At 75.2% G+C, this 24022-nt stretch carries 20 protein-coding genes; 11 read left to right on the top strand and 9 right to left on the bottom strand.

The window, feature by feature from the left end; all coding sequences use genetic code 11:
* Window positions 1-23: 23 nt before the first annotated feature.
* Window positions 24-440, bottom strand: a complete 417-nt coding sequence (locus ACSUPT_RS01080; RefSeq protein WP_351967967.1) for an RNA-binding S4 domain-containing protein — start codon at window positions 438-440, stop codon at window positions 24-26.
* 15 nt (window positions 441-455) lie between these two features.
* On the bottom strand, window positions 456-956 hold the full coding sequence (locus ACSUPT_RS01085; RefSeq protein ID WP_351967968.1) for a hypothetical protein: 501 nt from the start codon (window positions 954-956) through the stop codon (window positions 456-458).
* A gap of 365 nt (window positions 957-1321) precedes the next feature.
* On the opposite strand from ACSUPT_RS01085, the gene ACSUPT_RS01090 reads away from it, so the two are divergent.
* From ACSUPT_RS01090 to ACSUPT_RS01100, 3 genes are all read left to right on the top strand, one after another.
* Window positions 1322-1657, top strand: a complete 336-nt coding sequence (locus ACSUPT_RS01090) for a YnfA family protein (protein ID WP_361665264.1) — start codon at window positions 1322-1324, stop codon at window positions 1655-1657.
* 111 nt (window positions 1658-1768) lie between these two features.
* A complete protein-coding gene (gene paaK, locus ACSUPT_RS01095; protein ID WP_404143919.1) occupies window positions 1769-3094 on the top strand; it encodes a phenylacetate--CoA ligase PaaK in 1326 nt (441 codons plus the stop codon).
* Window positions 3095-3183: 89 nt separating this feature from the next.
* Window positions 3184-5583, top strand: a complete 2400-nt coding sequence (locus ACSUPT_RS01100; protein WP_436943217.1) for a penicillin acylase family protein — start codon at window positions 3184-3186, stop codon at window positions 5581-5583.
* Window positions 5584-5735: 152 nt separating this feature from the next.
* Here the strand turns inward: ACSUPT_RS01100 and ACSUPT_RS01105 are convergent, their stop codons facing one another.
* Window positions 5736-6899, bottom strand: coding sequence for a calcium:proton antiporter (locus ACSUPT_RS01105; protein ID WP_436943218.1), 1164 nt, complete (start codon window positions 6897-6899; stop codon window positions 5736-5738).
* Between the two features lie 176 nt (window positions 6900-7075).
* On the opposite strand from ACSUPT_RS01105, the gene ACSUPT_RS01110 reads away from it, so the two are divergent.
* From ACSUPT_RS01110 to ACSUPT_RS01125, 4 genes are all read left to right on the top strand, one after another.
* Complete coding sequence (locus ACSUPT_RS01110; RefSeq protein ID WP_399218119.1) at window positions 7076-8932, top strand: serine hydrolase; 1857 nt, start codon at window positions 7076-7078, stop codon at window positions 8930-8932.
* Between the two features lie 112 nt (window positions 8933-9044).
* Window positions 9045-9902 carry an arylamine N-acetyltransferase family protein gene (locus ACSUPT_RS01115; RefSeq protein WP_403506655.1) on the top strand — a complete coding sequence of 286 codons (858 nt, stop codon included), beginning with the start codon at window positions 9045-9047 and terminating at the stop codon, window positions 9900-9902.
* 106 nt (window positions 9903-10008) lie between these two features.
* Window positions 10009-10209 carry an antitoxin gene (locus ACSUPT_RS01120; protein ID WP_351967975.1) on the top strand — a complete coding sequence of 67 codons (201 nt, stop codon included), beginning with the start codon at window positions 10009-10011 and terminating at the stop codon, window positions 10207-10209.
* Window positions 10210-10405: 196 nt separating this feature from the next.
* On the top strand, window positions 10406-10582 hold the full coding sequence (locus tag ACSUPT_RS01125) for a hypothetical protein (protein WP_351967976.1): 177 nt from the start codon (window positions 10406-10408) through the stop codon (window positions 10580-10582).
* Between the two features lie 116 nt (window positions 10583-10698).
* Here ACSUPT_RS01125 and ACSUPT_RS01130 read toward each other — a convergent pair whose 3' ends face one another.
* Together ACSUPT_RS01130 and ACSUPT_RS01135 are read right to left on the bottom strand one after the other, a co-directional pair.
* A complete protein-coding gene (locus ACSUPT_RS01130; protein ID WP_436943221.1) occupies window positions 10699-12990 on the bottom strand; it encodes a tetratricopeptide repeat protein in 2292 nt (763 codons plus the stop codon).
* 104 nt (window positions 12991-13094) lie between these two features.
* Window positions 13095-13331, bottom strand: coding sequence for a DUF6480 family protein (locus ACSUPT_RS01135; protein ID WP_351967978.1), 237 nt, complete (start codon window positions 13329-13331; stop codon window positions 13095-13097).
* A 123-nt stretch (window positions 13332-13454) separates the two neighbouring features.
* On the opposite strand from ACSUPT_RS01135, the gene ACSUPT_RS01140 reads away from it, so the two are divergent.
* A complete protein-coding gene (locus ACSUPT_RS01140) occupies window positions 13455-15017 on the top strand; it encodes an FAD-dependent oxidoreductase (protein ID WP_361660763.1) in 1563 nt (520 codons plus the stop codon).
* Window positions 15018-15304: 287 nt separating this feature from the next.
* On the opposite strand, the gene ACSUPT_RS01145 is transcribed toward ACSUPT_RS01140, so the two are convergent.
* From ACSUPT_RS01145 to ACSUPT_RS01160, 4 genes are all read right to left on the bottom strand, one after another.
* Window positions 15305-15508: a hypothetical protein gene (locus ACSUPT_RS01145; RefSeq protein ID WP_351967980.1), complete on the bottom strand. Its 204-nt coding sequence runs from the start codon at window positions 15506-15508 to the stop codon at window positions 15305-15307.
* A 60-nt stretch (window positions 15509-15568) separates the two neighbouring features.
* Window positions 15569-16348 carry a hypothetical protein gene (locus tag ACSUPT_RS01150; RefSeq protein WP_436943223.1) on the bottom strand — a complete coding sequence of 260 codons (780 nt, stop codon included), beginning with the start codon at window positions 16346-16348 and terminating at the stop codon, window positions 15569-15571.
* The gene (locus ACSUPT_RS01155; protein ID WP_361660757.1) at window positions 16348-16878 is read right to left on the bottom strand and encodes a SigE family RNA polymerase sigma factor; all 531 of its coding nucleotides are present in this window, start codon (window positions 16876-16878) and stop codon (window positions 16348-16350) included. Before ACSUPT_RS01155 ends, ACSUPT_RS01150 begins: the two co-directional genes overlap by 1 nt.
* Before the next feature lie 191 nt (window positions 16879-17069).
* Window positions 17070-19925 carry a glycoside hydrolase family 3 C-terminal domain-containing protein gene (locus tag ACSUPT_RS01160; protein WP_436943225.1) on the bottom strand — a complete coding sequence of 952 codons (2856 nt, stop codon included), beginning with the start codon at window positions 19923-19925 and terminating at the stop codon, window positions 17070-17072.
* Window positions 19926-20283: 358 nt separating this feature from the next.
* Between ACSUPT_RS01160 and ACSUPT_RS01165 the strand changes: the two genes are divergently transcribed.
* From ACSUPT_RS01165 to ACSUPT_RS01175, 3 genes are read left to right on the top strand one after another with little or no spacing between them, the layout of a single operon-like run.
* Window positions 20284-21978 (top strand): extracellular solute-binding protein, encoded by a 1695-nt coding sequence (locus ACSUPT_RS01165; protein WP_361660751.1) that lies wholly within the window; start codon window positions 20284-20286, stop codon window positions 21976-21978.
* Between the two features lie 17 nt (window positions 21979-21995).
* Window positions 21996-23042 carry an ABC transporter permease gene (locus ACSUPT_RS01170; RefSeq protein WP_399218114.1) on the top strand — a complete coding sequence of 349 codons (1047 nt, stop codon included), beginning with the start codon at window positions 21996-21998 and terminating at the stop codon, window positions 23040-23042.
* Window positions 23039-23956 carry a carbohydrate ABC transporter permease gene (locus tag ACSUPT_RS01175; RefSeq protein WP_361660747.1) on the top strand — a complete coding sequence of 306 codons (918 nt, stop codon included), beginning with the start codon at window positions 23039-23041 and terminating at the stop codon, window positions 23954-23956. Before ACSUPT_RS01170 ends, ACSUPT_RS01175 begins: the two co-directional genes overlap by 4 nt.
* Window positions 23957-24022 lie beyond the last annotated feature (66 nt).

The following is a 24022-nucleotide window of genomic DNA, read 5'->3' on the forward strand; positions in this document are numbered from 1 at the left end:
CTCCCGGCCGGGGCGAGGGGCGGCTAGCCGCGGCGGGTGCCGCGGAGTTGGTCCAGTTCGCGGCGCTCGCGCTTGGTGGGGCGGCCCGCGCCGCGGTCCCGTACGCCGGCGAGGGCGACGTGCTCGCGGGGCGGCGCGGGGGGTGTCTTGTCCGTGTACGCCTCGACGGCGACGGGGGCGCCCACCCGCTTGGTGAGCACCCGCTTCACCTCGACGATCCGTTCCCGGCCGGCGTGGAAGACGCGGACCTCGTCGCCCGGCTTGACCGTCTGGGCGGGTTTGGCGCGGTCGCCGTTGACGCGGACGTGTCCGGCGCGGCAGGCCGTGGCGGCCTGGGAGCGGGTCTTGGTGAGCCGTACGGCCCAGATCCAGCTGTCGACGCGGGCCGTCGCGCCGGCGTTCCCGGCCTGGTGGTGCTTCGCCTCGTCCGTCGCTGCCATGGCGGTCCTCGTCGGTCAGCCCTGCTGGAAGAGTTCCGCGGGGAGCGGCTTGAGCAGGGCGTACAGGTCGTCGGTGATGGGCCGGTCCCAGCTGGCGATGGTCACCAGGACGCGGTCGCTGCGGTCGAACTGGACGCAGGAGATCCGGCTCTCGGTGAGCTTGAGGCGGCGCACGATGAGCAGGTTGTCGCCCTGCATGACGGGGACGTCCTCGGTCTCGACCACCTGGACGTCGTCGTCCATGTCCAGTGCCGCGAGGAGCTGGGCCACCTCGAAGGGGATCTGGCCCTCGGCGAGGTCGCGGGCCGGGGAGCCCTCCGGCAGATTGCCGATGATCATCGCGGGGCCGCGGCCGCCGAAGAGGTCGTAGCGGAGGAAGACGCCCTGGCACGTTCCGTCGGGGGCGGGAAGCAGGCCGGCGCCGAGATTTCCGGGCCAGTCGCCCGGGTCCATGGCCAGGACGTCGAAGTCCGGGCCCGCGGGTGTGGCGGGGCTGCGGCGGCGGAGGAAGGACATGCGCCCATGGTACGTGGCCGGGGCCGCGGCGCGGCGTCCGGGGCGCCCCTGCCGCCGGGGCCGTGAGGCGGCTGTCGGAGCGCGCGGCGGGCGGCGGTTCACCGGTTCGGGGGACCCCGGGACGGGACGGGGTTGCCCGGCTCCGGCGGCCGGGCCGGAGCCCGCGGTCGGCGCCGGGGCGGCTTGCCGGGCGGGGGCCGGTGGGCGGCTGCGGGCCCGGGCCGGTGGGCGGCTCGCGGATCCCCGGGGGGCGGCGGTGGCGGGGTCCCGGTGTGCGGGTGCCGGACGAGGCCGGTCGCCGTCGGTGGGGGCCGGGCGTGGGGGTGGGGCGCCGGGTCGGGGCCGCGCGCGTAGGGTCGGCCGGTATGACCGTCGCGCGCTCCGCTGTCCTGTTCCTCGTCGCCGCCCTGTTCGAGATCGGCGGCGCCTGGCTCGTGTGGCAGGGGATCCGCGAGCACCGGGGCTGGATCTGGATCGGTGCCGGTGTGGCCGCCCTCGGTCTCTACGGTGTCGTCGCGACTCTCCAGGACAGTGCCGACTTCGGGCGGGTCCTGGCCGCGTACGGCGGGGTCTTCGTCGCCGGTTCGATCGCCTGGGGCATGGTCGCGGACGGCTACCGCCCGGACCGGTTCGACGTCGCCGGCGCGCTGATCTGCCTCGCCGGCATGGCCGTGATCATGTACGCGCCCCGGGGCCGCTGACCGCCGACCCCTTGCCGCGGAGGCCGGGCGCGCGGTAACTGATCGGGTACGGATCGACCGAATGGTCGGTAGCCGGATGGACGATCGACGCGTACGGGTGGAGGACGGCACATGGCCGAGGATCTGCGGGACGCCGGGGAGCGGCTGGACCGGGAGGAGCTCCAGGCGCTGCAACTGGAGCGGCTGCGGGCGACGCTGCGGCACGCGTACGAGAACGTGCCCTTCCACCGGCGCTCGTTCGACGCGGCGGGGGTGCGGCCGGAGGACTGCCGGTCGCTCGCGGACCTGGCGCGCTTCCCGTTCACCACCAAGGCGGATCTGCGGGACGAGTACCCGTTCGGGATGTTCGCGGTGGACCGGTCGCGGGTGCGGCGCCTCCACGCGTCGAGCGGGACGACGGGCCTGCCCACGGTGGTCGGCTACACGGAACGGGACCTGGACATGTGGGCGGACGTGGTGGCGCGGTCGATCCGCGCGGCCGGGGGCCGGCCGGGCCAGGTGGTGCACGTGGCGTACGGGTACGGGCTGTTCACCGGCGGGCTCGGGGCGCACGGCGGGGCGGAGCGGCTGGGCTGCACGGTGGTGCCCGCGTCCGGGGGGATGACGGCGCGCCAGGTGCGGCTGATCCAGGACTTCCGGCCGGAGGTGATCATGGTGACGCCCTCGTACATGCTGACGCTGCTGGACGAATTCGAGCGGCAGGGCGTCGATCCGCGCTCCACCTCGCTGAAGGTGGGCATCTTCGGCGCGGAGCCGTGGACGGAGGAGATGCGGCGGGAGATCGAGGAGCGGTTCGCGATCGACGCGGTCGACATCTACGGCCTGTCGGAGGTGATCGGCCCCGGTGTGGCGCAGGAGTGCGTGGAGACCAAGGACGGGCTGCACATCTGGGAGGACCACTTCTACCCGGAGGTGGTCGACCCGGTGACGGGCGAGGTGCTGCCGGACGGGGAGCGGGGCGAGCTGGTGTTCACCTCGCTCACCAAGGAGGCCATGCCGGTCGTGCGGTACCGGACGCGGGATCTGACGCGGCTGCTGCCGGGCACGGCGCGGGTGTTCCGGCGGATGGAGAAGGTGACGGGCCGCAGCGACGACATGCTGATCGTGCGGGGGGTGAACCTCTTCCCGACGCAGATCGAGGAGGTCCTGCTGCGGACGCCGGGGCTCGCGCCGCACTTCCAGCTGCGGCTGACGCGCGAGGGGCGGATGGACGCGCTGACCGTGCGGGTGGAGGCGCGGGCGGACACGGCGCCGGAGCGGCGGGAGGACGCGGCGCGCGAGGTGCGGGCCGCCGTCAAGGACGGCGTCGGCGTGGCGGTCGGGGTCGAGGTGGTGGACCCGGGGACGCTGGAGCGGTCGGTGGGGAAGATCAAGCGGATCGTGGATCTCCGGGACGACCCCGAGGGGGCCGGGGCCGGCGGGGGGTCTCAGGGCTGATCGCGGATCAGTCGCGGGGAGGATGACAGGGCTTGCCGCCGGGTGAGTGGATGGGGCAACTGACCTGAGCACACGCCCAGTTGGGAGGCATGTTGTTCCTCCGTACCAGTTTGAGACGTCTGTTGCCCATCGCCGCGGCCGTGTTCGCCACGGCCGCGGCGGGGACCCTTCCCGCGGCAGCCGTCCGGCCGCCGGCCCCGCCGTCCGCCGCCGAGGGCGGTCACCGGCCGTCGGCGGGCGGTCTTTCGGCGACCATCCGCTACACCGAGTACGGCATCCCGCACATCCTGGCGAAGGACTACGCGAGTCTGGGCTTCGGCACCGGCTGGGCGCAGGCCGCGGACCAGGTGTGCGTCCTGGCCGACGGGTTCGCGACCGTGCGGGCCGAGCGGTCGCGGTACTTCGGCGCGGACGGCACCACCGACGGGTCGCTGTCGTCGGCCCGTACGAACCTCTCCAGCGATCTGTACTTCGCGGGGGTGCGCGACGCCCGCACCGTGGAGCGGTTGCTGGCCAGGCCCGCGCCCGCCGGGCCCGGCCGGGAGCAGAAGGAGGCGATGCGGGGCTGGGCCGCCGGGTACAACGCCTGGCTGAAGCGGAACAAGGTGACCGACCCGGCGTGCGCCGGCAAGCCCTGGGTGCGTCCGGTGACCGCCCTGGACGTGGCCCGGAGGGCGTACGCGCTGGCCGTCATCGGCGGCGAGGGCGGCTTCGTGGAGGGCATCACGGCCGCGCGGCCGCCCGCGCCCGGCGCGGCTCCTGGCGCGGCCGACCCGGACGGGGTGGCCGGGGCGGCGCGGGAGATGTTCGACGAGCGGAACGCGACGATGGGTTCCAACGCGGTCGCGTTCGCCGGGAGCACCACAGCGAACGGGCGCGGCCTGCTCCTGGGCAACCCGCACTACCCGTGGCACGGCGGCCGCCGCTTCTGGCAGTCGCAGCAGACGATCCCCGGCGAGCTGAACGTGCAGGGCGCGTCGCTGCTGGGCTCGCCGCTGGTGCAGATCGGGTTCACCGAGAAGGTGGCGTGGAGCCACACCGTCGCGACGGGCCGTACCGTCAACCTGCACCAGCTGGCCCTCGACCCGGCCGACCCCACGGCGTACCTGGTGGACGGCAGGTCCGAGCCGATGACGCGGCGGACGGTGACGGTGCCCGTGGCGGGCGGCGAGCCGGTGACCCGTACGCAGTGGTGGACCCGGTACGGGCCGGTCGTCACGTCCTTCGGCGGCGACCCGCTGCCGTGGACGGCGACGACCGCGTACGCCCTGCACGATCCGAACGCGCGCAACCTCCGCATGGGTGACACGTCGCTGGCGCTGGCGAAAGCCCGCTCGACGAAGGAGATGGCCGCGGCGCTGCGCCGCACCCAGGGCCTGCCGTGGGTGAACACGGTCGCGTCCGACCGGGGCGGCGGCACGCTCATGGCGCAGGCGCAGGTCGTGCCGCGGATCACCGACGAGCTGGTCGAGCGGTGCTCGACACCGCTGGGCAGGTCCCTGTACCCGGCGACGGGGGTGGCGGTGCTCGACGGGTCGCGCGGCGACTGCGCGCTGGGCCGGGACCGGGACGCGGTGGAGCCGGGCATCATGGGCCCGTCGCGCTGGCCGCTGCTGGCCGACGCCCCGTACGCGGAGAACTCCAACGACAGCGCCTGGCTGAGCAACGCCGACCGGCCGCTGACCGGGTACGAGCGGGTCTTCGGCGACATCGGCACGGAGCGGTCGCTGCGCACGCGCGGCGCGATCGAGGACGTCGCGGCGATGGCCCGGCGGGGCTCCCTGACGGTGGCCGACCTCCAGCGGCAGCAGTTCGCGAACCGGGTGCCCGCCGCCGATCTGACGGTCGACGACGTGGTGCGGGCGTGCCCGGCGGCCCTGGCCGGCGACACCGAGGCGTGCGAGGTGCTCGCCCGCTGGGACCGCCGGATGGACACGGGCAGCAGGGGCGCGCTGCTGTTCGACCGGTTCTGGGTGGCGCTCCAGCGGGAGACCACGAACGCCGGGCGGTGGAAGGTGCCGTTCTCGGCGGCCGACCCGGTGGGCACCCCGCGCGGCCTCGACACCGCCGCGCCCGGCTTCGCCACCGCCCTGCGCGGTTCCGTCGCGGCGCTGCGGGCGGCGGGCATCCCGCTGGACGCGCCGCTGGGAGAGCACCAGTTCGTGGTGCGCAACGGGGAGCGCATACCCGTGCACGGCGGTACGGGGACGGGTGTGTGGAACATGACCGTGCCCGTGTGGGACCCGGCGGGCGGCGGCTACACGGAGGTGCGGCACGGCACGAGCCACGTCCAGGCGGTGGGCTGGGACGGCGGCCGCTGCCCGGTGGCCCGGACGCTGCTGTCGTACTCGCAGTCCTCCGACCCGACGTCGCCGCACCACGCGGACCAGACCCGGCTGTACTCGGGTGAGCGGTGGGTGACGGCCCGGTTCTGCGAGCGGGACATCCTGCGCGACCCGGCGCTGCGGGTCGTGCGCGTGGCGCAGTGACGCCCCGGCCGTGAGGCCGGTCGGTGACGGCCGGTCCGTGAGGCCCCGGCCGTGAGGCCGGTCGGTGACGGCCGGTCCGTGAGGCGGCCGGTCCGTGAGGCGGCCGGTCCGTGAGGCGGCCGCGGCCGTCGCGGACCGGCCGTCGCGCCGTCTCAGGGGCTGAACGACAGGAACACGAACGCGGCGAACAGCAGCAGGTGGACGCCGCTCTGGAGCAGCGTGGCCCGCCCGGGGACCACGGTGAGGGCGCTGACCACGGCGGTGAGCGCCAGCAGCACCAGATGGACCGGGCCGAGGCCCAGGACCAGGGTGCCGGGCATCCACACGGAGGCGAGGGCGATCGTCGGCACCGTCAGTCCGATGCTGGCGATCGCGGAGCCGTACGCCAGATTGAGGCTGGTCTGGAGGCGGCCGCCGCGCGCGGCGCGCAGCGCGGCCAGTGTCTCCGGCAGCAGCACCATGAGGGCGATCGCGACGCCGACCACGGCCGTGGGCAGCCCGGCGGTCCGCACGCCCGACTCGATCGTCGGCGAGACCAGCTTGGCGAGTCCCACGACGGCGACCAGGGCCGCCATCAGCAGGGCCATGCTCCACCGGGTGGCGGCGCGGGTGGGCCGGGCCGCCGCGTGCCCGTCCGGGTCGAGGGGCCGGCCGTCGTCGGTGACGGGCAGGAAGTAGCTGCGGTGGCGGACCGTCTGCACGGTGACGAACAGTCCGTACAGGCTGAGGGAGGCCACGGCGGCGAACGCGAGCTGCGCCCCGCTGAACCTCGGTCCGGGGGTGCTGGTGGTGAAGGCGGGCAGGACGAGGGTCGTGGTGGCGAGGGTGGTGACGGTGGCGAGGGCGCCGCCGGAGCCCTCGGCGTTGAAGACGGCGACGCGCCCGCCCCGGACGGTCGCGGCCAGCAGGGACAGGCCGACGATGCCGTTGCAGGTGATCATGACGGCGGCGAAGACGGTGTCGCGGGCGTAGGCGGACGCCTCGTCGCCGCCCGACGCCATCAGCATGACGATCAGTCCGACCTCGATGACGGTCACGGCGACCGCGAGGACGAGCGACCCGAAGGGCTCGCCGACGCGGTGGGCGACCACCTCGGCGTGGTGGACTGCGGACAGCACGGCGCCCGCCAGGCACAGTCCGACGAGGGCGACGACCGGCCCCGGCAGTTCGCGTCCCCAGCACAGGGCGAGGACGAGCAGCGCGGCGAGCGGCACCCAGGTGGTGCGCTCCCGCCACGGGCGCGACGCCGTGGCGTCCGCGCCGCCGTGCCGCTTCCCGGTCGCGCGGTCTCCGTCCCCGTCGGTCTGCGTGCCCATGGGGCCACGCTGCCACCGCGGCACACGCCCCGCACGCCGGGGCGGCTGATGGGGGCTCACATCCCGTGTCCGCCTCCTTGACGGGTGGGTGCGGCGGTAAGAAAGTTTCATCTGATGAACGCGACGGCGAAGGTTTCCTTCAGACGGCGGTGCTGCCGGAGGCGGGGAGGGCGGGCATGGTGCGGGAACCGGTTGCGGGCGGGTTCGGGCGGCGTGCGTTCGGGGGCGGGGTGCTGGCACTGGGAGGTGCGCTGGTGATCGGTCCGCTTCCGGGGGCCGCCGCGGCGGACCGGGGCGGCGCGGCGGCGGCCGGTCCCGGGGCGGCCGGCGAGGGCGTCGGGGGTGCCGGGGCCGGAGGGGCGGGCGGTCCGGTGCTGCGGCGCGGCACGGCCGAGCAGGCGGGACTGCTGCCCCGCCACCTCGACCTGCTGACCGCCGAGGCGGAGCGGTTCCTGGGCCCCTCCCCCACGCACCCCTGGTACGCCGGCGCGGTGATCCTCGCCGGTCGCGGCCCGGTCGTGGCGCTGCACCGGGCGATCGGCCACGCCGTGCGGTACGCGGCGTACGACGAGACGACCGGGCGGGGCGTGGAGCTGCCGCCCGCGGAGCGGATCGCGATGCGCGAGGACACCGTCTTCGACCTGGCGTCGCTGACCAAGCTGTTCACCTCGCTCCTCGCGGTGCAGCTGCTGGAGCGGGGCGAGCTGGAGCTGGAGGGCGCGGTCGCCGAGCGGCTGCCCGACTTCGGCGGCGGCGGCAAGGCCGGCATCACGGTACGTCAGCTGCTCACCCACACCTCCGGGCTGCGGGCGTGGCTCCCGCTGTACGAGCAGCCGACCCGCGAGGGCAAACTGCGGATGCTGTGGGACGAGCGGCCCCTGAACCCGCCCGGCACGGTCTACCGCTACTCGGACCTGAATCTGATCGCCCTGCAGCTGCTGCTGGAGGAGGTGACCGGGCAGCCGCTGGACGTGCTGCTGCGGGAGCGGATCACCGGCCCGCTGGGCATGCGGCGCACCCGCTTCAACCCGCCCGCGTCCTGGCGGCCCGGCATCGCCGCGACGGAGGACGCCCGCAAGCCGTGGTCGGGGCTCGACCGGGGCATGGTGTGGGGCGAGGTCCACGACGAGAACGCGTACGGCTTCGGCGGGGTCGCCGGGCACGCGGGGGTCTTCTCCTGCGCCTGGGACCTGGCCGTCCTCGCCCGCACCCTGCTGAACGGCGGCGCCTACGGCGGTGTGCGCGTCCTGCGGCCCGAGTCCGTCGAGCTGATGTTCACCGACTTCAACACGGCGTTCCCGGGCGACGAGCACGGGCTCGGCTTCGAGCTGTACCAGCACTGGTACATGGGCGCGATGGCCACGCCCCGTACGGCCGGGCACACCGGGTTCACCGGGACGAGCCTGGTGCTGGACCCGACGACCGACTCGTTCCTGGTGCTGCTCGGCAACTCGGTCCACCCGGTGCGCAGCTGGCGCTCCGGTTCGGCGCCGCGCGTCGCGGTCGCCGACCGGATGGCGCGTGCGGTGCCGGTCCGGCCCGCGCGCGGCCGCACCGCCTGGTTCGCGGGCACGGCTTCGGCCGCGACGGCGACGCTGACACTGCCCGCCGTACGGCCCCGCACGGCGCGGGCGCGGCTGCGGTGCGCGGTGTGGTGGGACACCGAGCCGGGCGCGGACACGGCGGTCCTCGAGGCGGCGGTGGAGCAGGACGGGGGCGGGGCGGCCGAGTGGCGGCCGGTGCCGTTCACGACCGTGCGGCCGGGCGGCGAGCCGGCTGAGCATCCGGGCGGCTCCGTGACGGGCTGGTCGGGGCGGGTCTGGCACCGGCTGGAGGCGGACCTGTCGGCGTGGTCCGGGGCCGGCCCGCTGCGGCTGCGCTGGCGGTACCGGACGGACACCCGCTACGTGGGGCGGGGCGTGTACGTGGACGGGCTGCGGGTCCTGGACGGCGGGCGGACGCTGTTCGACGAGGCGCGGCCGTCGGACGCGGCGCTCATCGAGGCGGACGGCTGGACGGCGTCCGCGGACTGACCCCCACCGCCCCGGCCGCCCGCACCGCCTCGCGGATCCGCCAGGGCGCGGCGGGGGCGGGCGGAACGCCGCCCGCGCCGCCCGGCGGGGGCGGGGCCTAGGGTCAAGTCCCATGATTCCTGAAGCATATGCGGGTTACCTGGACCGGCTGGGCGTCACCCCCTCGGGGCCGCCGTCGCGGGAGGCGCTGTTCGCGTTGCAGCGGGCGCACCTGGAGCGGGTGCCGTACGAGAACGTCGGCATCCACATCGGCCGGCCGCCCGGCCTGGAGCCGGAGCTCTCGGCGCGCCGGTTCGCGGCCGGCCAGGGCGGCTACTGCTTCCATCTGAACAGCGCCTTCGCCGCGCTGCTCGCCGCCCTCGGCTACGACGTGACGCTCCATGTGGGCGGCGTCCACGAGGACGCGGACGGGCGGGGCGCGAACGGCAACCACATGGCGCTGACCGTGCGGGTGGACGGCGAGGGCTGGTTCGTCGACGCGGGGCTGGGCGACGGGCCGGTCGAGCCGCTGCCGCTGCGTGCCGGGACGTACCGGCAGGGCCCCTTCACGTACCGCATGGAGCCGTCGGCGGCCGAGCCGGGCGGGTGGACGTTCTTCCACGACGAGCGCGGCACGTTCCGGGTGATGGAGTTCCGGGGCGAGGCCGCCGCGCCGGAGGACTTCGCCGCCGAGCACCTGCGGCTGTCGACCGCCCCGGACTCGCCGTTCGTGACGACGTTCGCGGTGCTGCGCCGGGACGCGGACACCGCGCACGTGCTGCGCGGACGGGTGCTGCGGAGGATCGGCGCGCGGGGTGCCGAGGAGCGGGTCGTCGACTCGGAGGAGGAGTGGTTCGCCGTGCTGGAGGGGGACTTCCGCCGCGCTCTGGGCGACCTGGACGCCGCCGACCGCGCGGAGCTGTGGAAGCGGGTGAGCGCGGCGCACGAGGAGTGGCTGCGCTCCCGCGCCGAGCGGGCCCGGCGGGGCTGAGGCGGCCGTGGGGGTCCGGTGGCCGCCGGGCCCGTCCCCCGGATGCGGGCGGTGGGCGGGACGGGGAGACTGGACCCCAGGGGGTCACTCGGCGAGAGGACGACCCATGTCCATGATGGACAAGCTCAAGAACATGCTGAAGGGGCACGAGGGCCACGTCGGCAAGGGCGTCGACAAGGGCGGCGACTACGTCGACAAGCGCACGCAGGGCCGGTACAGCGGCCAGGTGGACACCGCGCAGGAGCGGCTCAAGGACCAGCTGGGCCGTGACCCCGAGCAGCGTCGGGAACCGCCCGCGCAGCCCTGACCCGTCACCCTGTCCCCCGCGCGTGGGCGCCGCGGGCCGGTCGCGACACGCGGCCGGCCCGCAGCCGTGCCCGCGGCCGGGCGGGCGGGCGCACGGCCCCCGGGGGACAGCGACCACCCGGTCGTACGTCTCGGCGTGCGGCGCGGTCACGGCTGGTGAAGAGTCGTGGCGAGTCCCCCACTCGAAGGAGAGAAACATGCTTCGGCGCATCTCGATCGCTCTGGCCGGTCTGCTCGCTGTCGGATTCCTCACCGCCGCCCCCGCCGCCGCGCACAGCGGCGACGTGAGCGGCTGCTGGCTGAGCGGCGGCCACGTCCAGGCGGGCGACGTCCACGTCGCAGGGTTCGAGGGAACCTGCTGGCACGTCGGCTGACGGCGGCGACGGCGCTTTCGGGCGGGCACCCGGTGCGGGTGCCCGCCCGGACCGCTGTCCGGGTCCTGACCGTACGTCACCGGCCCCGCGCCGGGGGACGGGCGGCGGCGGGGCCGTCAGCCGGTGGCGGGCCGGCGGGTGACCGCGGCGACGCGCCGGTACAGCTCGACGGCCTCCGCGTGGCGGCCCAGCCGCTCCAGGCACTGGGCCTCGTCGTTGCGGCTCGCCAGTGTGTCCGGGTGGTCGGGCCCGAAGGCCCGCTCCCGGCCCTCGGCGACCCGCCGGTACCCGTCGAGCGCCTCGGACCAGCGTCCCAGCCAGCCCAGGCACACGGCCGCCTCCCGGCAGCTGACCAGCGTGTCCGGGTGGTCGGGGCCCAGCACGCGGGCGCGCGCTGCGGCGACCTCCCGGGCCTCGGCGAGCGCCTCCTCCCAGCGGCCGAGCCGCCCCAGGTTGACGCCCAGCCCGTGCCGGGCCCGCAGGGTCTCCGGGTCGTCGGCGCCCTGCGCGCGGGTGCGGGCCGCCACCAGGTCGCGGTACAGCTCCAGCGCCTCCCGGCCGCGCCCCAGGCGGCCCAGGCAGACACCGGCCTCGTAGCGGGCGGCGAGCGTGTCGGGGTGGTCGGGCCCGAGCACGCGGGCGCGGGCGGCGGCCACCTGCTCGTACGTGCCGAGCGCGTCGGCCCAGCGGCCCAGCCGGCCCAGGGTGTGGGCCGTCTCGTACCGCGTGCCGAGCGTGTCCGGGTGGTCCGGCCCGAGCACGCGGGCGCGCGCGGCGGCCACCTCGTACGCCATGCGGTACGACTCCTCCAGGCGGCCGAGCCGGCCGAGCGTGAACGCCAGGTTGTGGCGGCAGCGCAGCGTGTCGGGGTGCTCGGCGCCCATCACGCGCTCGCGGGCTTCGAGGACCTCGGCGTACACGCGGTGCGCGTCGGCGTGCCGGCCGAGCCGCCCCAGGGCGTACGCGGTCTCCTGCCGCGCCCTGAGCGTGTCGGGGTGGTCGGCGCCCAGGACGCGGGCGCGGCCGTCGGCGACCCGGCCGAAGGCGCGCAGGGCGTCGGCGGGCCGGCCGGCGCGGACGAGGGCGAAGGCCTGCTCGTAGCGGCTGGTGAGGGTGTCGGGATGGTCGGGTCCCAGCACCCGCTCCCGCTCGGCGGCGACGGCCTGGTGCGCCTCGGCGGCCTCCTCCCAGCGGCCCAGGCGGCCCAGGCTGAGGCCCGCGCTGTGGCGCCCGGCCAGCACGCCGAGCAGGTCCGGCGGGGGCACGGCGGGGAAGCCGGCCGGGGCGAGGGGGCCCGGGGCGGGCGCGGGCGGCACGGCGGGGGCGGGCGGGACGGGCGAACGCGGCGGCGCGGCGGTGGCCGTGGTCCAGTGGCCGGTGAGCGACGCGGCCGGGTCCTCCCACGGCGGCGCGGCGTGCGGCGCGGTCACCAGGACCGACGGGCGGCCGAGCGTCATGGAGCCGGTCCAGTGCGGAAGCCGGGGCGCGGGGACGGCCGGGGCCGCGTGTACGGGGACCTGCGGGTGCGGAAGGTACCCGGGCGGGGGCGCGGGCAGGGCGGCGCGGCTGCCGGTGATGCGGCGGCGCAGGTCGCCCGCGTCGGCGGGGCGGGCCTCGGGGGCCTTGGCGAGCAGGTCCAGCACGATCCGCTCGAACAGCGGCGGCAGGTCGGCGCGGCGCTTGCGGAGGGGCTCGGGCGGGGTGTCGCGGTGGCCGATCAGGATCGCCCAGGTGTCGTCCTGGTCGAACGGCGGGGCGCCGGTGGCGATCTCGTACAGGACGCAGCCCAGGGAGTACAGGTCGCTGCGGTGGTCCACCTCGCCGCCGCCGATCTGCTCGGGCGACATGTAGTGCGGGGTGCCCATGGCGATGCCGGTGCCGGTGAGGCGGGAGGAGGCGCCGATGCCGTCGCCGAGGCGGGCGATGCCGAAGTCGCATATCTTCACCGTGCCGTCGGCGAGGCGCATGATGTTCGCCGGCTTCAGGTCGCGGTGGACGATGCCCTGTCGGTGGGTGTAGGCGAGGGCGTCCGCGACCTGCTCGGCGATGTCGACCACGTCGTGCACCGGCAGCGGCCGGTGGGCGTTGTCGCCCAGCAGCTGGCTGAGGTTGCGGCCCTCCAGCAGCTCCATGACCAGGAACAGCGTGCCGTCCGCCTCGCCGAAGTCGTGGACGACGGTCACGCCGCGGTGCTGGAGCGCGGCGGCGACGCGCGCCTCGCGCCGGAACCGCTCGCGCAGCACCGTGACGAACCCGTCGTCGTGGCGCGGGCCCAGCGGTTTGAGGCACTTGACGGCGACCCGGCGGCCGAGCGACTCGTCGGTGGCGCGCCAGACCTCGCCCATGCCGCCGCGCCCGATCACCTCCAGCAGCCGGTAGCGGCCGTGGATGAGCCTGGTCTCCGCCATCGCGTGGTGTCGCCCCCGTCGTTCCCTGTGCCTCCCCGGCCCGTCCAGTATGGCGCCCTGTCTGCGGAGTTTGTACGGGGCGGTGCGGGTGCGGGGCCGCGCGGTCAGGTGGCGATGACGACGGCCATGACGGCGAAGAGGGCGGCCACCAGGACGACCACGACCAGGATCATCGTGAGGGGGGCCTTGGCCCAGCCCGTGGGCGGGTTGTGGGTTTCGCGCGGGCCGGCGCCGGACAGGCCGCCCTCTCCCGGCGGGGTCTCGCCGGGGGTGGTGAGGCCGCTGGAGTCCAGCCGCGGGCGGTCGGGGTCCGGGTCGGAGGGGTTGATGTGCTGGGTCATGGCATACGAGTGCGCAGTCCGCGGGGTTTCATGCGCCCTGTCCGGGCACCCGGACCTGCGCGGGCCGCCCGGCGCGGCCCGGCCGCGCAGTCGTGCGGAATCGTGCGGAGGAGGAGTGTGCCCATGGTCGTCGACCCGCTGTCCGGTTCGCTGTGGATGGAGTACGCGCCCGGCCCGGCGCGGCCCGCCCTGGTCGGCTCGGCCGAGACGGAGGTGGCCGTCGTCGGCGGCGGCATCGCCGGGCTGTGCACGGCGTGGGAGCTGGCGCGGGCGGGGCTGCGGGTGGTGCTGCTGGAGGCGGACCGCGTCGCGACGGGCGTGACCGGGCACACCACGGCGAAGCTGTCGGCCCTGCACGGGCAGGTGTACGCGGACGTGCGGTCGACGCACGGGGCGCGGGCGGCGCGGCTGTACGCGCACTCGCAGCAGCTGGCCGTCGAGCGGGTCGCGGAGATCGCCGGGGAGCTGGGCGTCGACTGCGACCTGGAGCGGCTGCCCGCGTACACGTACACGGAGGACCCGGAGCAGGTGGAGTCGCTGCGGGCGGAGGCGGACGCGGCGCTGGAGGCCGGGCTGCCCGCCTCGTTCGTGACGAGCACGCCGCTGCCGTTCCCGGTGGCGGGCGCGGTCCGGCTGGAGGGCCAGGCGCAGTTCCATCCGCGCAAGTTCCTGCTGGCGCTCGCGGCGGATCTGGAGCGGCTCGGCGGCCGGATATACGAGCGGACGCGGGTGACGCGGCTGCGGGAGGGCACGCCGTGCCGGCTGACGACCGAGCGCGGCGACACGGTGGACGCCCGGCACGTGGTGGTGGCCACGCACTATCCGGTCTTCGACCGGGCGCTGCTGTTCACGCGTCTGGAGCCGAAACGGGAGCTGGTCGTGGCGGGGCCGGTCCCGGCGGACCTCGACCCGGGCGGGATGTTCCTGACGTCGGACGGCGGCACGCGGTCGGTGCGGACCGCGCCCATGGGCGAGGACGGACGGCGGATGCTGATCGTGACCGGCGAGAAGTTCACTCCCGGCACGGCGGAGGACGGCGAGGTCGGCGAGCGGTACGCGCGTCTCGAGGCGTGGGCGCGGGAGCGGTTCGGGCCGCTGGAGGTCACGCACCGGTGGGCGGCGCAGGACAACTGGACGACGGACCGGGTGCCGTACGTGGGGCGCCTGCACGCCGGGTCGCGGCACGTGTACGTGGCGACCGGGTTCGCCGGCTGGGGCATGAGCGGCGGCGTGATGGCGGGCTCGCTGCTGGCCGCGCGGATCAGCGGCAGGGACCCGGCCTGGACGTCGCTGTACGACCCGGTGCGGCTGCGGCCGCTGCGCGAGGTGCCGGCGATGCTGCGGCTGCAGGCGCAGGTGGCGAAGCACTTCGTGGGCGACCGGGCGCCGGGCGCGTACGCCGACTCGGTCGCGGATGTGCGGCCCGGCGAGGGCGCCGTGGTGCGGGTCGGCGGGCGGCTGCTCGCGGTGCACCGGGACGACGCGGGGGCGCTCCACGCGGTGTCGGCGCGCTGTACGCATCTGGGGTGCGTGGTGCACTTCAACGACGGTGAGCGGGCGTGGGAGTGCCCGTGCCACGGGTCGCGGTTCGACGTCGAGGGGCGCGTCGTGGAGGGCCCGGCGACGCGGCCGCTGGAACGGGAGCCGGTGGAGGACGCGGACGGGGGCGCGGACGCGGAGTCGTAGGGCCGGATCGGACTCGGAGCCGCAGGACCGGATCGGAGCCGGCCGACCGGACTCGGAGCCGTAGGACCGGACTACGCGGAGCCGTTGGACCGGGCCGCGGCGGTGCGGGGCCGGTGCGCCCGCGGCCGCGAGCGGGGCGCCCGCCGGCGGCCCGGAGGCGCACCGGCCCCGCGCAGGCGTCGCACCGGTCTCACCGGTCTGCGGAAGCACGGGAAGGGCCCCGTCGGCGAACAGGGGAAGGGCCCCGTCGCGGTGGCGGCGGGGCCCTTGAGGGGTGGGTCGGTCGGTCAGGGCAGGAGTTCGTCGAGGGCCGCCCTGCCCTTTTCGGCCATCCTGCGCTCGGCCCAGGCGATGTTCTCGGGGTTCACATCGCGCCCGGAGGCGAGGACCAGGTCCTCGGCGGTGAACTCGCCTTCGGCGCCGCTGTGCAGGAGGGAGTCGGGGGTGACGCCACCCCCCCGGCGGGAGCTCGTTTCGGGTTCTTCGGTCATGCCGCCTCCTTGTTCGTCCGGCACTGGCCATTCTCGCCGCCGGCCGGCGGTCACGCGACCTCAGAAGGAAGAGGCGGCTCCGCTTCCCCCCGCTGCGGGAGCGGCGGCACCGGTCGTGGCGGCACCGGTCCCGGCCGCCACCGGCCCGGCGGCGAACCCTCCGGTGAGGGTGGCGCGCCGCCCGTCCCGCCCGGTCGCGGTGACGGTGAAGCGGTCGCCCCGCGCGTCCCGGCCGCCCTCGGCGTGGTTGTACTGGCCCGCGAAGACGTGCTGCCCGGCGGGGACGGTACGGCCCTCGCGCAGCGTCCAGGTGTAGACCAGGACGCCGGACTCCTCGCGCACCACGACCGTGAAGTGCCCGGCGGGCAGGGTGCGCCAGTTCCCCGTGTCGGCGACGCCCCCGGTCTGGGCGACCCGCAGTTCGACGGTGAGGGCGGTGAGGGGCGTGGCGGTGCTGAAGGTGATGTTCGACTGGGCCCAGAATCGGTTGCTGTTCGGGTCGACGGCGCTGTGGCCGCGCAGGAAGCCGGCGACGGCGCTGGTCGGGGCCGGGGTGACGGTGGGCGGCGGCGGGTCGGCGACCCGCGCGGGCGCCGGGGCGTCGTCGTGGAGGACGGCCCGCGCGCCGAAGCCGCCGACCGCGAGGACGCCGGCGACGGCCGCGGTGGCGAGGGCGACGCGCGGCCAGCGGCGGGCGGGCGGCAGGGCCGCGCGCGGGGGGCGGCGCCGGGGGGCGGTCGCCTGCTCGGCCATGCCGCGCTCCACGCGTGCGAGGATGCGCGCGCGGTCGGGCTCGTGCGTCCGGGCGGCGTCCCGGAGCGCTCGCTGCAAGTCGTCCACTACTTCCTTCCTCCGACCAGCTCCGACGCGGCGCGGGTCCCGAGCAGCTGCTGCAGCTGCGCCATGGCCTTGGATGTCTGGCTCTTCACCGTACCCACGGACACGCCGAGGGTGAGAGCCGTCTCCCGCTCGGACAGGTCGAAGGCGTGGCGCAGCACGACGCAGGCCCGTTTGCGGAACGGCAGGCGGCGCAGGGCGTCCCGCACGTCGACGACGGCCGGCACGTCCGGCCCGTCGGCGTGCTCGGAGCGCTGCGACCAGAACAGGGCGACGCGGCGGCGTTCCCGTACGGCGCTGCGGACGCGGCTGCGGGCCAGGTTGGCGACGACGCCGCGGGCGTAGGCGACGGGGTGCTGGGCGGCGCGGACCCGGTCCCAGCGGTGCCACAGGGCGAGGAGCGCGTCGGCGGCGAGGTCGTCGGCGGCGTCGGCCTCGCCGGTGAGGAGGTGGGCCAGGCGGGCGAGTTCGGCGTAGTGGCGCTCGAAGAACTCGTGGAACTCCGTGGTGGCGTCATCGGTGGATGTGCCCACGGGCGGCCTCTCCCCTGCGCGGCGTGGCGCTGCTTCGTGCGTCGGTGGTCTCGCTGTCGGTGCTCCCCTCGAGTGCGCCCGGCGGGGCGGCATCGAGACGGCGGGCGATCGTAGCAAGCCCGTTCCCCGCGCGGACGTGCGCCCCTCGCGCCGCGGCCGGGGCGGCACGAGGGGCGGTGGCGCCGCGCGGGTCACGCGGGCGCGGGGGTGAAGTGGAGGGCGGCCAGGCGGATTTCGCCCCGCAGGGTGATGTGGAGGTCCTGGACGCCGCCGGCGGTGAGCGGGGTGCGCAGGGAGGCGTAGGTGTACGGGGGGTCGGGGACCTCGGCGTCGACACGGGCGAGGACGGTGCCGTCGGCGAGGGCGAGGGTGACCGTGCCGGTGCCGGCGACCTCCAGGGTGGCCGCGTCGACGCCGTGGCCGAAGTCGCAGCGCCGGTAGCGCAGTTCGCCGGGACCTGCGCCCGCCGGGGTGACGCAGTCGCCGGACTCCTTGGTGCGGTCGGCGAGGACGGTGCCGCGCTGCTCGTCGTAGTCGGCGGCGGCGAGGCCGCGTTCGCGTACGGGGCGGGGCGCGGGCGGCGGGCCCTCGACGGCGATCCGGCCCTCCAGGCGGATGTCGGCGCTGGAGGCGCCCGCGAGGAAGGCGTACGGGCCCGGCTCCACCGTCCAGCGCCCGTGGGCCACGTCCCAGAAGCCGAGCGCGGACAGCGGGACGGCGAAGGCGAGGCGCCGCTCCTCCCCCGGTGCCAGGTGGACGCGGCGGTGGGCGGCCAGTTCGCGGTGGGGGCGCGGCACGGACGGGGCGAGCGCCCGGACGTACACCTGGGCGACCTCGTCGGAGGCGGCCGGGCCGGTGTTGGCGACGGTGAACGCGACGTGGACCGTGTCGCCCCGCCGTTCGACGGCGAGGTCCCGGTAGGAGAACTCCGTGTACGTCAGGCCCTGGCCGAAGGGGAAGAGCGGGCGCCCGTCGAAGTAGAGGTACGTCTGCCGGGAGCCGATCACGTCGTAGTCGAGCAGGCCGGGCAGGTCGGCGTCGGAGGCGTACCAGGTCTGCGGCAGCCGGCCGGCCGGGGAGACGTCCCCGGCGAGGACGCGGGCCAGGGCGGTGCCGGCGGCCTGTCCGCCGTGGGCGGTCCACAGCAGGGCGGGCAGTGCGGCGGCGGCCTCGGGGACGGCGTAGGGGTAGGAGGAGGCGAGGACCAGGACGGTGCGCGGGTTGGCGGCGCGGGCGGCGCGCCAGACGCGGTCCTGGGCCTCGGGCAGGGCGAGGGTGGTGCGGTCCTCGGTCTCGCGGCCGTTGATGTGCGGGTCGTTTCCGGCGACGACGACCACCACGTCGGCGGCCTCGGCGGCGGCCGTGACCTCGTCCACGCCGCGGCGGACGGTCTCGACGGTGAGGACGGCGGGGGCGTCCTCACCGTCGGCGGCAACCTTCACGCCGTCGGCGGCGACGGAGAGGTGACCCCCCGTTCCGATGTGGCGTAGGAGGTGGCCGTCGCCGTGCGGTTCGAGCCGGAACGTCTCCTGGACGACCCAGCCGCCGGGCTCGTCGGCGGAGGCCCGTACGCGGCGGTCGTCGGCGACGGACAGGTGGCGCCCGTCGGGCGCGCGGAGGGTGAGGACACCGCCGCCCCAGTCGGTGAGGGCGAACACGGTGCCCTCGTCGTCGGTGGTGAGCGGCGGCAGGTCGGTGCGTCCTGCGATCAGCGCCGGATCGAGGGCGCCCTCGGCCCCGGGAGCGGCCGCGGTGGCGCCGTGCGGCGCCTCCGGGACTCGCAGGGCCCCGCCGGCGCAGCGCAGCCGGACCAGGTCGGCGCCCTCGGCGTGGGTGACGCGGTCGGCGCCGAAGCGCTCCCGCAGGCCGTCCAGGGGGGTGGCGCGGTGGAGGAGGCTGCCGCTGTACCAGTCGAGCTTGCATGTGTCGGCGAGCGGTCCGACGACGGCGACGCGCTGCCCGGCGGCCGGGTCCAGGGGCAGCAGGCCGTCGTTGGCGAGGAGGACGACGGCCTGTTCGGCGGCCTCCAGGGCGAGGGCGCGGTGCCCGGGGGTGTCGAAGGCGCCGGTGCCGGCGTGGGGGTCGAGCTCCGGGTCGAACTCGCCGAGCCGGAAGCGGACGTGGAGGTGGCGGCGTACGGCGGTGTCGATGTCGGAGGGGTCGATCAGGCCGCGGTCCAGGGCGCCGCGCACCCGGGCGGTGATGGTGGAGCTGTCGGTGCCGTGGTCGGTGAAGCTGTCGACGCCGGCCCGCAGGGCGGCCGCGGTGGCCTCCTCGTGGGTGGCGAAGTACCCCTGCGAGTCGGCGAGGTTGCTGGGCGCGCCGGCGTCGGAGCAGACCAGGAGCGGCTGGTCGGTCCAGGTGCGCGCGTGGGTGCGCAGCTGCGGGGAGAGGTGGTTGGGGCGGCCGTTGACCAGGTTGTAGGCGGGCATGACGCCGGCGACGGCTCCCGCCTCGACGGGGCCGCGGAAGGCCCGCAGGTCGTACTCGTGCAGGACGCGGGGGCGTACGGAGGCGGAGCTGGTGTCGCGGTCGGTCTCGTTGTTGTGGGCGAGCCAGTGCTTGAGGACCGGGGCGGTGCGCCAGTACGCCGGGTGGTCGCCGCGCAGACCGCGGGTGTAGGCGGTGGCGAGGGCCGCGGTGAGGGCGGGGTCCTCGGAGTAGCCCTCCTCGCCGCGGCCCCACAGGGGGTGGCGCAGGAGGTTGACGGTGGGGGCCCAGACGTTGAGCCCGACGCGCCCGTCGCGGGCGCGCATGGCGCGCGCCTCCCGGGAGACGGCCTCGCCGACGCGCCGGACCAGGTCGTCGTTCCAGGTGGCGCCGAGGCCGACGGCCTGCGGGAAGACGGTGGCCCGCCCCATCCAGGCGACGCCGTGCAGGGCCTCCTGTCCGGTGCGGAACGCGGCCACGCCGAGGCGTTCCACGGGGGGCGCGAACTGGTGGAGCAGCGCGATGCGCTCGTCGGGCGTGAGCCGCCCGAGCAGGTCGTCGACGCGCTGGGCGAACGGCAGCTGCGGGTCGCGGAAGGGCGGCCGGTCTGCGGTCACGTGGGTCCCCTTGCGGATGTGCGGGAGGCAGGCTTTCGAAGCGCTTCGATGCTCGTTCGGCGGCAGTGGGGGTGTCAAGACGTGGGACGCCACCCCCTCCCGTGCGGGCTGGTCCTGCAAGGGCCTTCACGGCCGCGGGCGGGCTGGGGGAATCTCGTCGACGACCCTTGTGCGGCCGGGGGCGTTCACTTAGCCTCGCAGCAACATCGAAGCGCTTCGACACCGTGGCGCGGCCGGGGACGGCTGTGCCGGTGGCCGCTTCGGACCTCCAAGTCGGTTCCGCACGTCCCGTCTCTGAAACCGCAGCCGGCCGGCGGACGCCGCCGGGTGTCCCGGCGCGCCACGAAGGGTTGACGCAATGACGCCGAACTCCCCCTCACCCCGCCCCTCCGGGTCCAGCCGGCGGAGCTTCCTGGCCTCGACGGCGGTCGCCGCGGCAGCGGTGGCGGGCGGCGTTCCGCTGCTGGCCGCGTGCGGCGGGGGCGGGCAGAGCGCGCGGAAGGACGGCGCCACCACGGGCAAGGCGGCCGCCGGGATCCTCCCGGCGTACGTGCCGCAGGACATCGTCACGCCGGACATCCCCGCGAAGAACGGCTCGTCGGCCGGGTTCACCACCGCGATCGCGGCGGCCCGGCTGAAGACCTCCGTGCCCGCGCGGCTCGGCAAGGGCGGCACGGTGAGGATCATGGCGCCGATGTGGGGCGCGCCGCCCAGGAGCGACAACGCCTGGTACCGGGCGATGGACGAGGCGATCGGGGTGCGCACGCGCTGGCAGAACCAGGACGGCAACACGTACGACGAGAAGCTCGGCGCCGTCCTCGCCTCCAGCGGGATACCGGACGTGGTGGTGGTACCCGGCTGGAACCTCACGGGCAGGATCCCCAGCGCGGTCAACGCCAAGTTCGCCGACCTCGGCCCGTACCTGTCGGGCGACAAGGTGAAGCAGTACCCGAACCTGGCGGCGGTCCCCACGGACGCCTGGCAGCGCGCCATCTTCGGCGGCGCGCTGCGCGGCATCCCGATGCCCGCGTCGTACGTCGTCAACATCGCGCCGTTCTACCGGCAGGACGTCTTCGAGCAGCGCGGCTACCAGGTGCCCCGCAGCGCCGACGAGTTCCTCGCCTGGGCGAAGGAGGCCACCAGCGCCAAGGCGAAGGTGTGGGCGTGCGATGACATGAAGTGGACCGCGTTCCACGCCTTCGGGGTCTTCCCCGGCAGCGACAAGGCCCTGTGGTGGGACACCGTCGACGGCCGGCTCGTCAACCGGATCGAGACGGAGGAATACCTGGAGGCCCTGGAATGGGTCCGCAAGCTGTACGCGGCGAACGTCGTCCACCCGGACGCCAAGGCGCAGAACCAGGGCGACTCCGGCAACCGGTTCACCGCCGGACAGGTCCTCGTCTACAACAACGACCTGTCCCACTGGTACGTGAAGAGCGTCGAACAGGCCGCGCAGAACCCGCGGTTCCGGATGGGCGCGATGGACATCTTCGGCCACGACGGGTCGGCGCCGAAGCTGTTCGCCCAGCAGCCGGCGAACATCTTCACCTTCGTCAGCAAGGAGGCTCCCGAGGCGGTCGTCCGGGACTTCCTCGCCGTCGCCAACTTCTGCGCGGCCCCCTACGGCACCAAGGAGCGCCTGCTCACCGACTACGGCGTGGAAGGCGTCCACCACACGCTCGTCAAGGGCATGCCCGTCAAGAACGACGCGGGCCACCTCCAGGTGACCGGCGCGTTCGACCTGGTGGGCGACCCCGCCCCGTACAGCGCGCACCCGGACCGCCCCGACCTGGTCAGGGCGCAGGTCGCATGGCAGCAGCGGATGGGCGCGTTCACCAGGAAGACCGCCTTCTACGGGCTGACCGTCACCGAGCCGAGCCGCTGGACCAACCTGGCGGACGACTTCGAGCAGCTGGAGGACGACGTGGTGCGCGGCCGCAAGAAGATCGGCGACGTGCAGCAGGCCGTCGCGGAGTGGAAGAGCCGGGGCGGCGACGAGTTGCGGGACTGGTACGCGGGGCTCCTGGACGACACCGGCTCCGCCGCCGGCTGACCGGCCGACACGTCGCCATGCCGACACGCAAGGAGGCAACCGTGTCGCGAGCCGGTACGGAACCGGGCGCGAGGCCCGCCGGGGACGGCGCCGCTCAGGAGGGGGCGCCGTCCCGCGGCCCCGGCCCGGCGCCCCGGAAGGCGCGGCTGCGGGTCCGCCTGCGGCGCGACCGGACGCTGCTGCTGATGACGATGCCCGCGGTGCTGCTCGTCCTGGTCTTCCACTACGTGCCCGTGCTGGGCAATGTCGTCGCGTTCCAGGACTACGACCCGTACCTGGGCGAGAACGGCTTCGCCGCCATCCTGCAGAGCCCGTGGACGGGCCTGGAGAACTTCGAGCGGATCCTCTCCGACTCGGCGTTCTGGCGGGCGGTCGAGAACACGCTGGTGCTGTTCCTGTTGCAGCTGGTGCTGTTCTTCCCCGTGCCGATCCTGCTGGCGCTGCTCGTCAACAGCGTCGTACGGCCCCGTGTCCGGGCGGTCGCCCAGGCGGTCCTGTACCTGCCGCACTTCTTCTCGTGGGTGCTGGTCGTCACCGTCTTCCAGCAGATCTTCGGCGGGGCGGGCATCATCGCGCAGACGCTGCGGCAGCACGGCGTCGAGGGCTTCGACCTGATGACCGACCCGGGGATCTTCCCGCTCCTGGTGACGGCCGAGGGCGTCTGGAAGGACGCCGGCTGGGGCGTCATCGTGTTCCTCGCCGCGCTGTCCGCCGTCAGCCAGGACCTGTACGAGGCGGCCGCCATGGACGGCGCCGGGCGGTGGCGGCGGATGTGGCACGTGACGCTGCCGGCGCTGCGCCCGGTGATCGCGCTGCTGCTGGTGCTGCGCGTCGGTGACGCGCTGACCGTGGGCTTCGAACAGCTGCTGCTGCAGCGGGACGCCGTGGGACCGGACGCGGCCGAGGTCCTGGACACGTACGTCTGGTGGAACGGCATCCGCAACCAGGACTTCGGCTACGCGGCGGCGGCCGGCCTGGTCAAGGGGGTCGTCGGGCTCGGCCTGGTCCTCGCCGCGAACAAGGCCGCCCATCTCATGGGCGAGCAGGGGGTGTACAAGAAGTGACGCGGTCACCGTCGAAGGGCTGGGCGGCCCCGCCCCGCCCCGTGTGGGAGGAGGAGCCCCGCAAGGCGGGTCTCGCCGCGAAGGGGGTCGTCCTGACGGGCGCCTGCCTCGCGGTGCTGTTCCCGCTGTGGATCGTGGTCGTCACCAGCCTGTCATCCCGCCGGACGATCACCGAGGCGGGCGGTCTCGTCGTCATCCCGAAGGACATCACCTTCGTCGCGTACCAGGAGCTGCTGAGCGGCGGGCAGGTGCAGCGGGCTGCGCTGGTCAGCCTGGGCGTGACGGTCGTCGGCACGCTGTTCAGCACGGCCGTATCGGTGCTGTGCGCCTACGGACTGTCGCGGTCCGGGTCCACGGGCCACCGCTGGATCCTGATGACGCTGCTGGCGACGATGTTCTTCGGCGCCGGGCTGATCCCGACGTATCTGCTGGTCCAGGCGCTGGGGCTGACTGACACCTATCTGGCGCTGATCCTGCCGAGCGCGGTGAGCGTCTTCAACATCCTCGTGCTGCGGGCGTTCTTCATGAACATCGCGCAGGAGCTGATCGACAGCGCGCGGATCGACGGCGCCGGCGACTTCCGCATCCTCTGGCGGATCGTCATGCCGCTGTCGCGGGCCGTGATCGCCGTCATCTCCCTGTTCTACGCGGTGGGGTACTGGAGCGCCTGGTTCAACGCCTCCATCTACCTCACCGACCAGGACATGATGCCGCTGCAGAACGTGATGATCCAGATCGTGCAGAAGCAGGAGCCGCCCACCGGCCTCGGCCAGATGATCAGGACCAACCAGCTCTCCCCGCTCTCGGTGCAGATGGCCGTCATGGTGCTGGCGCTGCTGCCGGTCGCCGTCGCCTCGCCGTTCGTGCAGCGCCACTTCAAGAAGGGCATGCTCACCGGCGCGGTGAAGGGCTGAGCCCGGACCGGCCGTCCGCCGGCCCCCACGGGGGCGCCGCCCCCGCTCCCCCACCCCCACAGGAAT

The sequence above is a fragment of the Streptomyces sp. SudanB25_2051 genome, assembly GCF_964272635.1.
Taxonomy (GTDB): Bacteria; Actinomycetota; Actinomycetes; order Streptomycetales; family Streptomycetaceae; genus Streptomyces.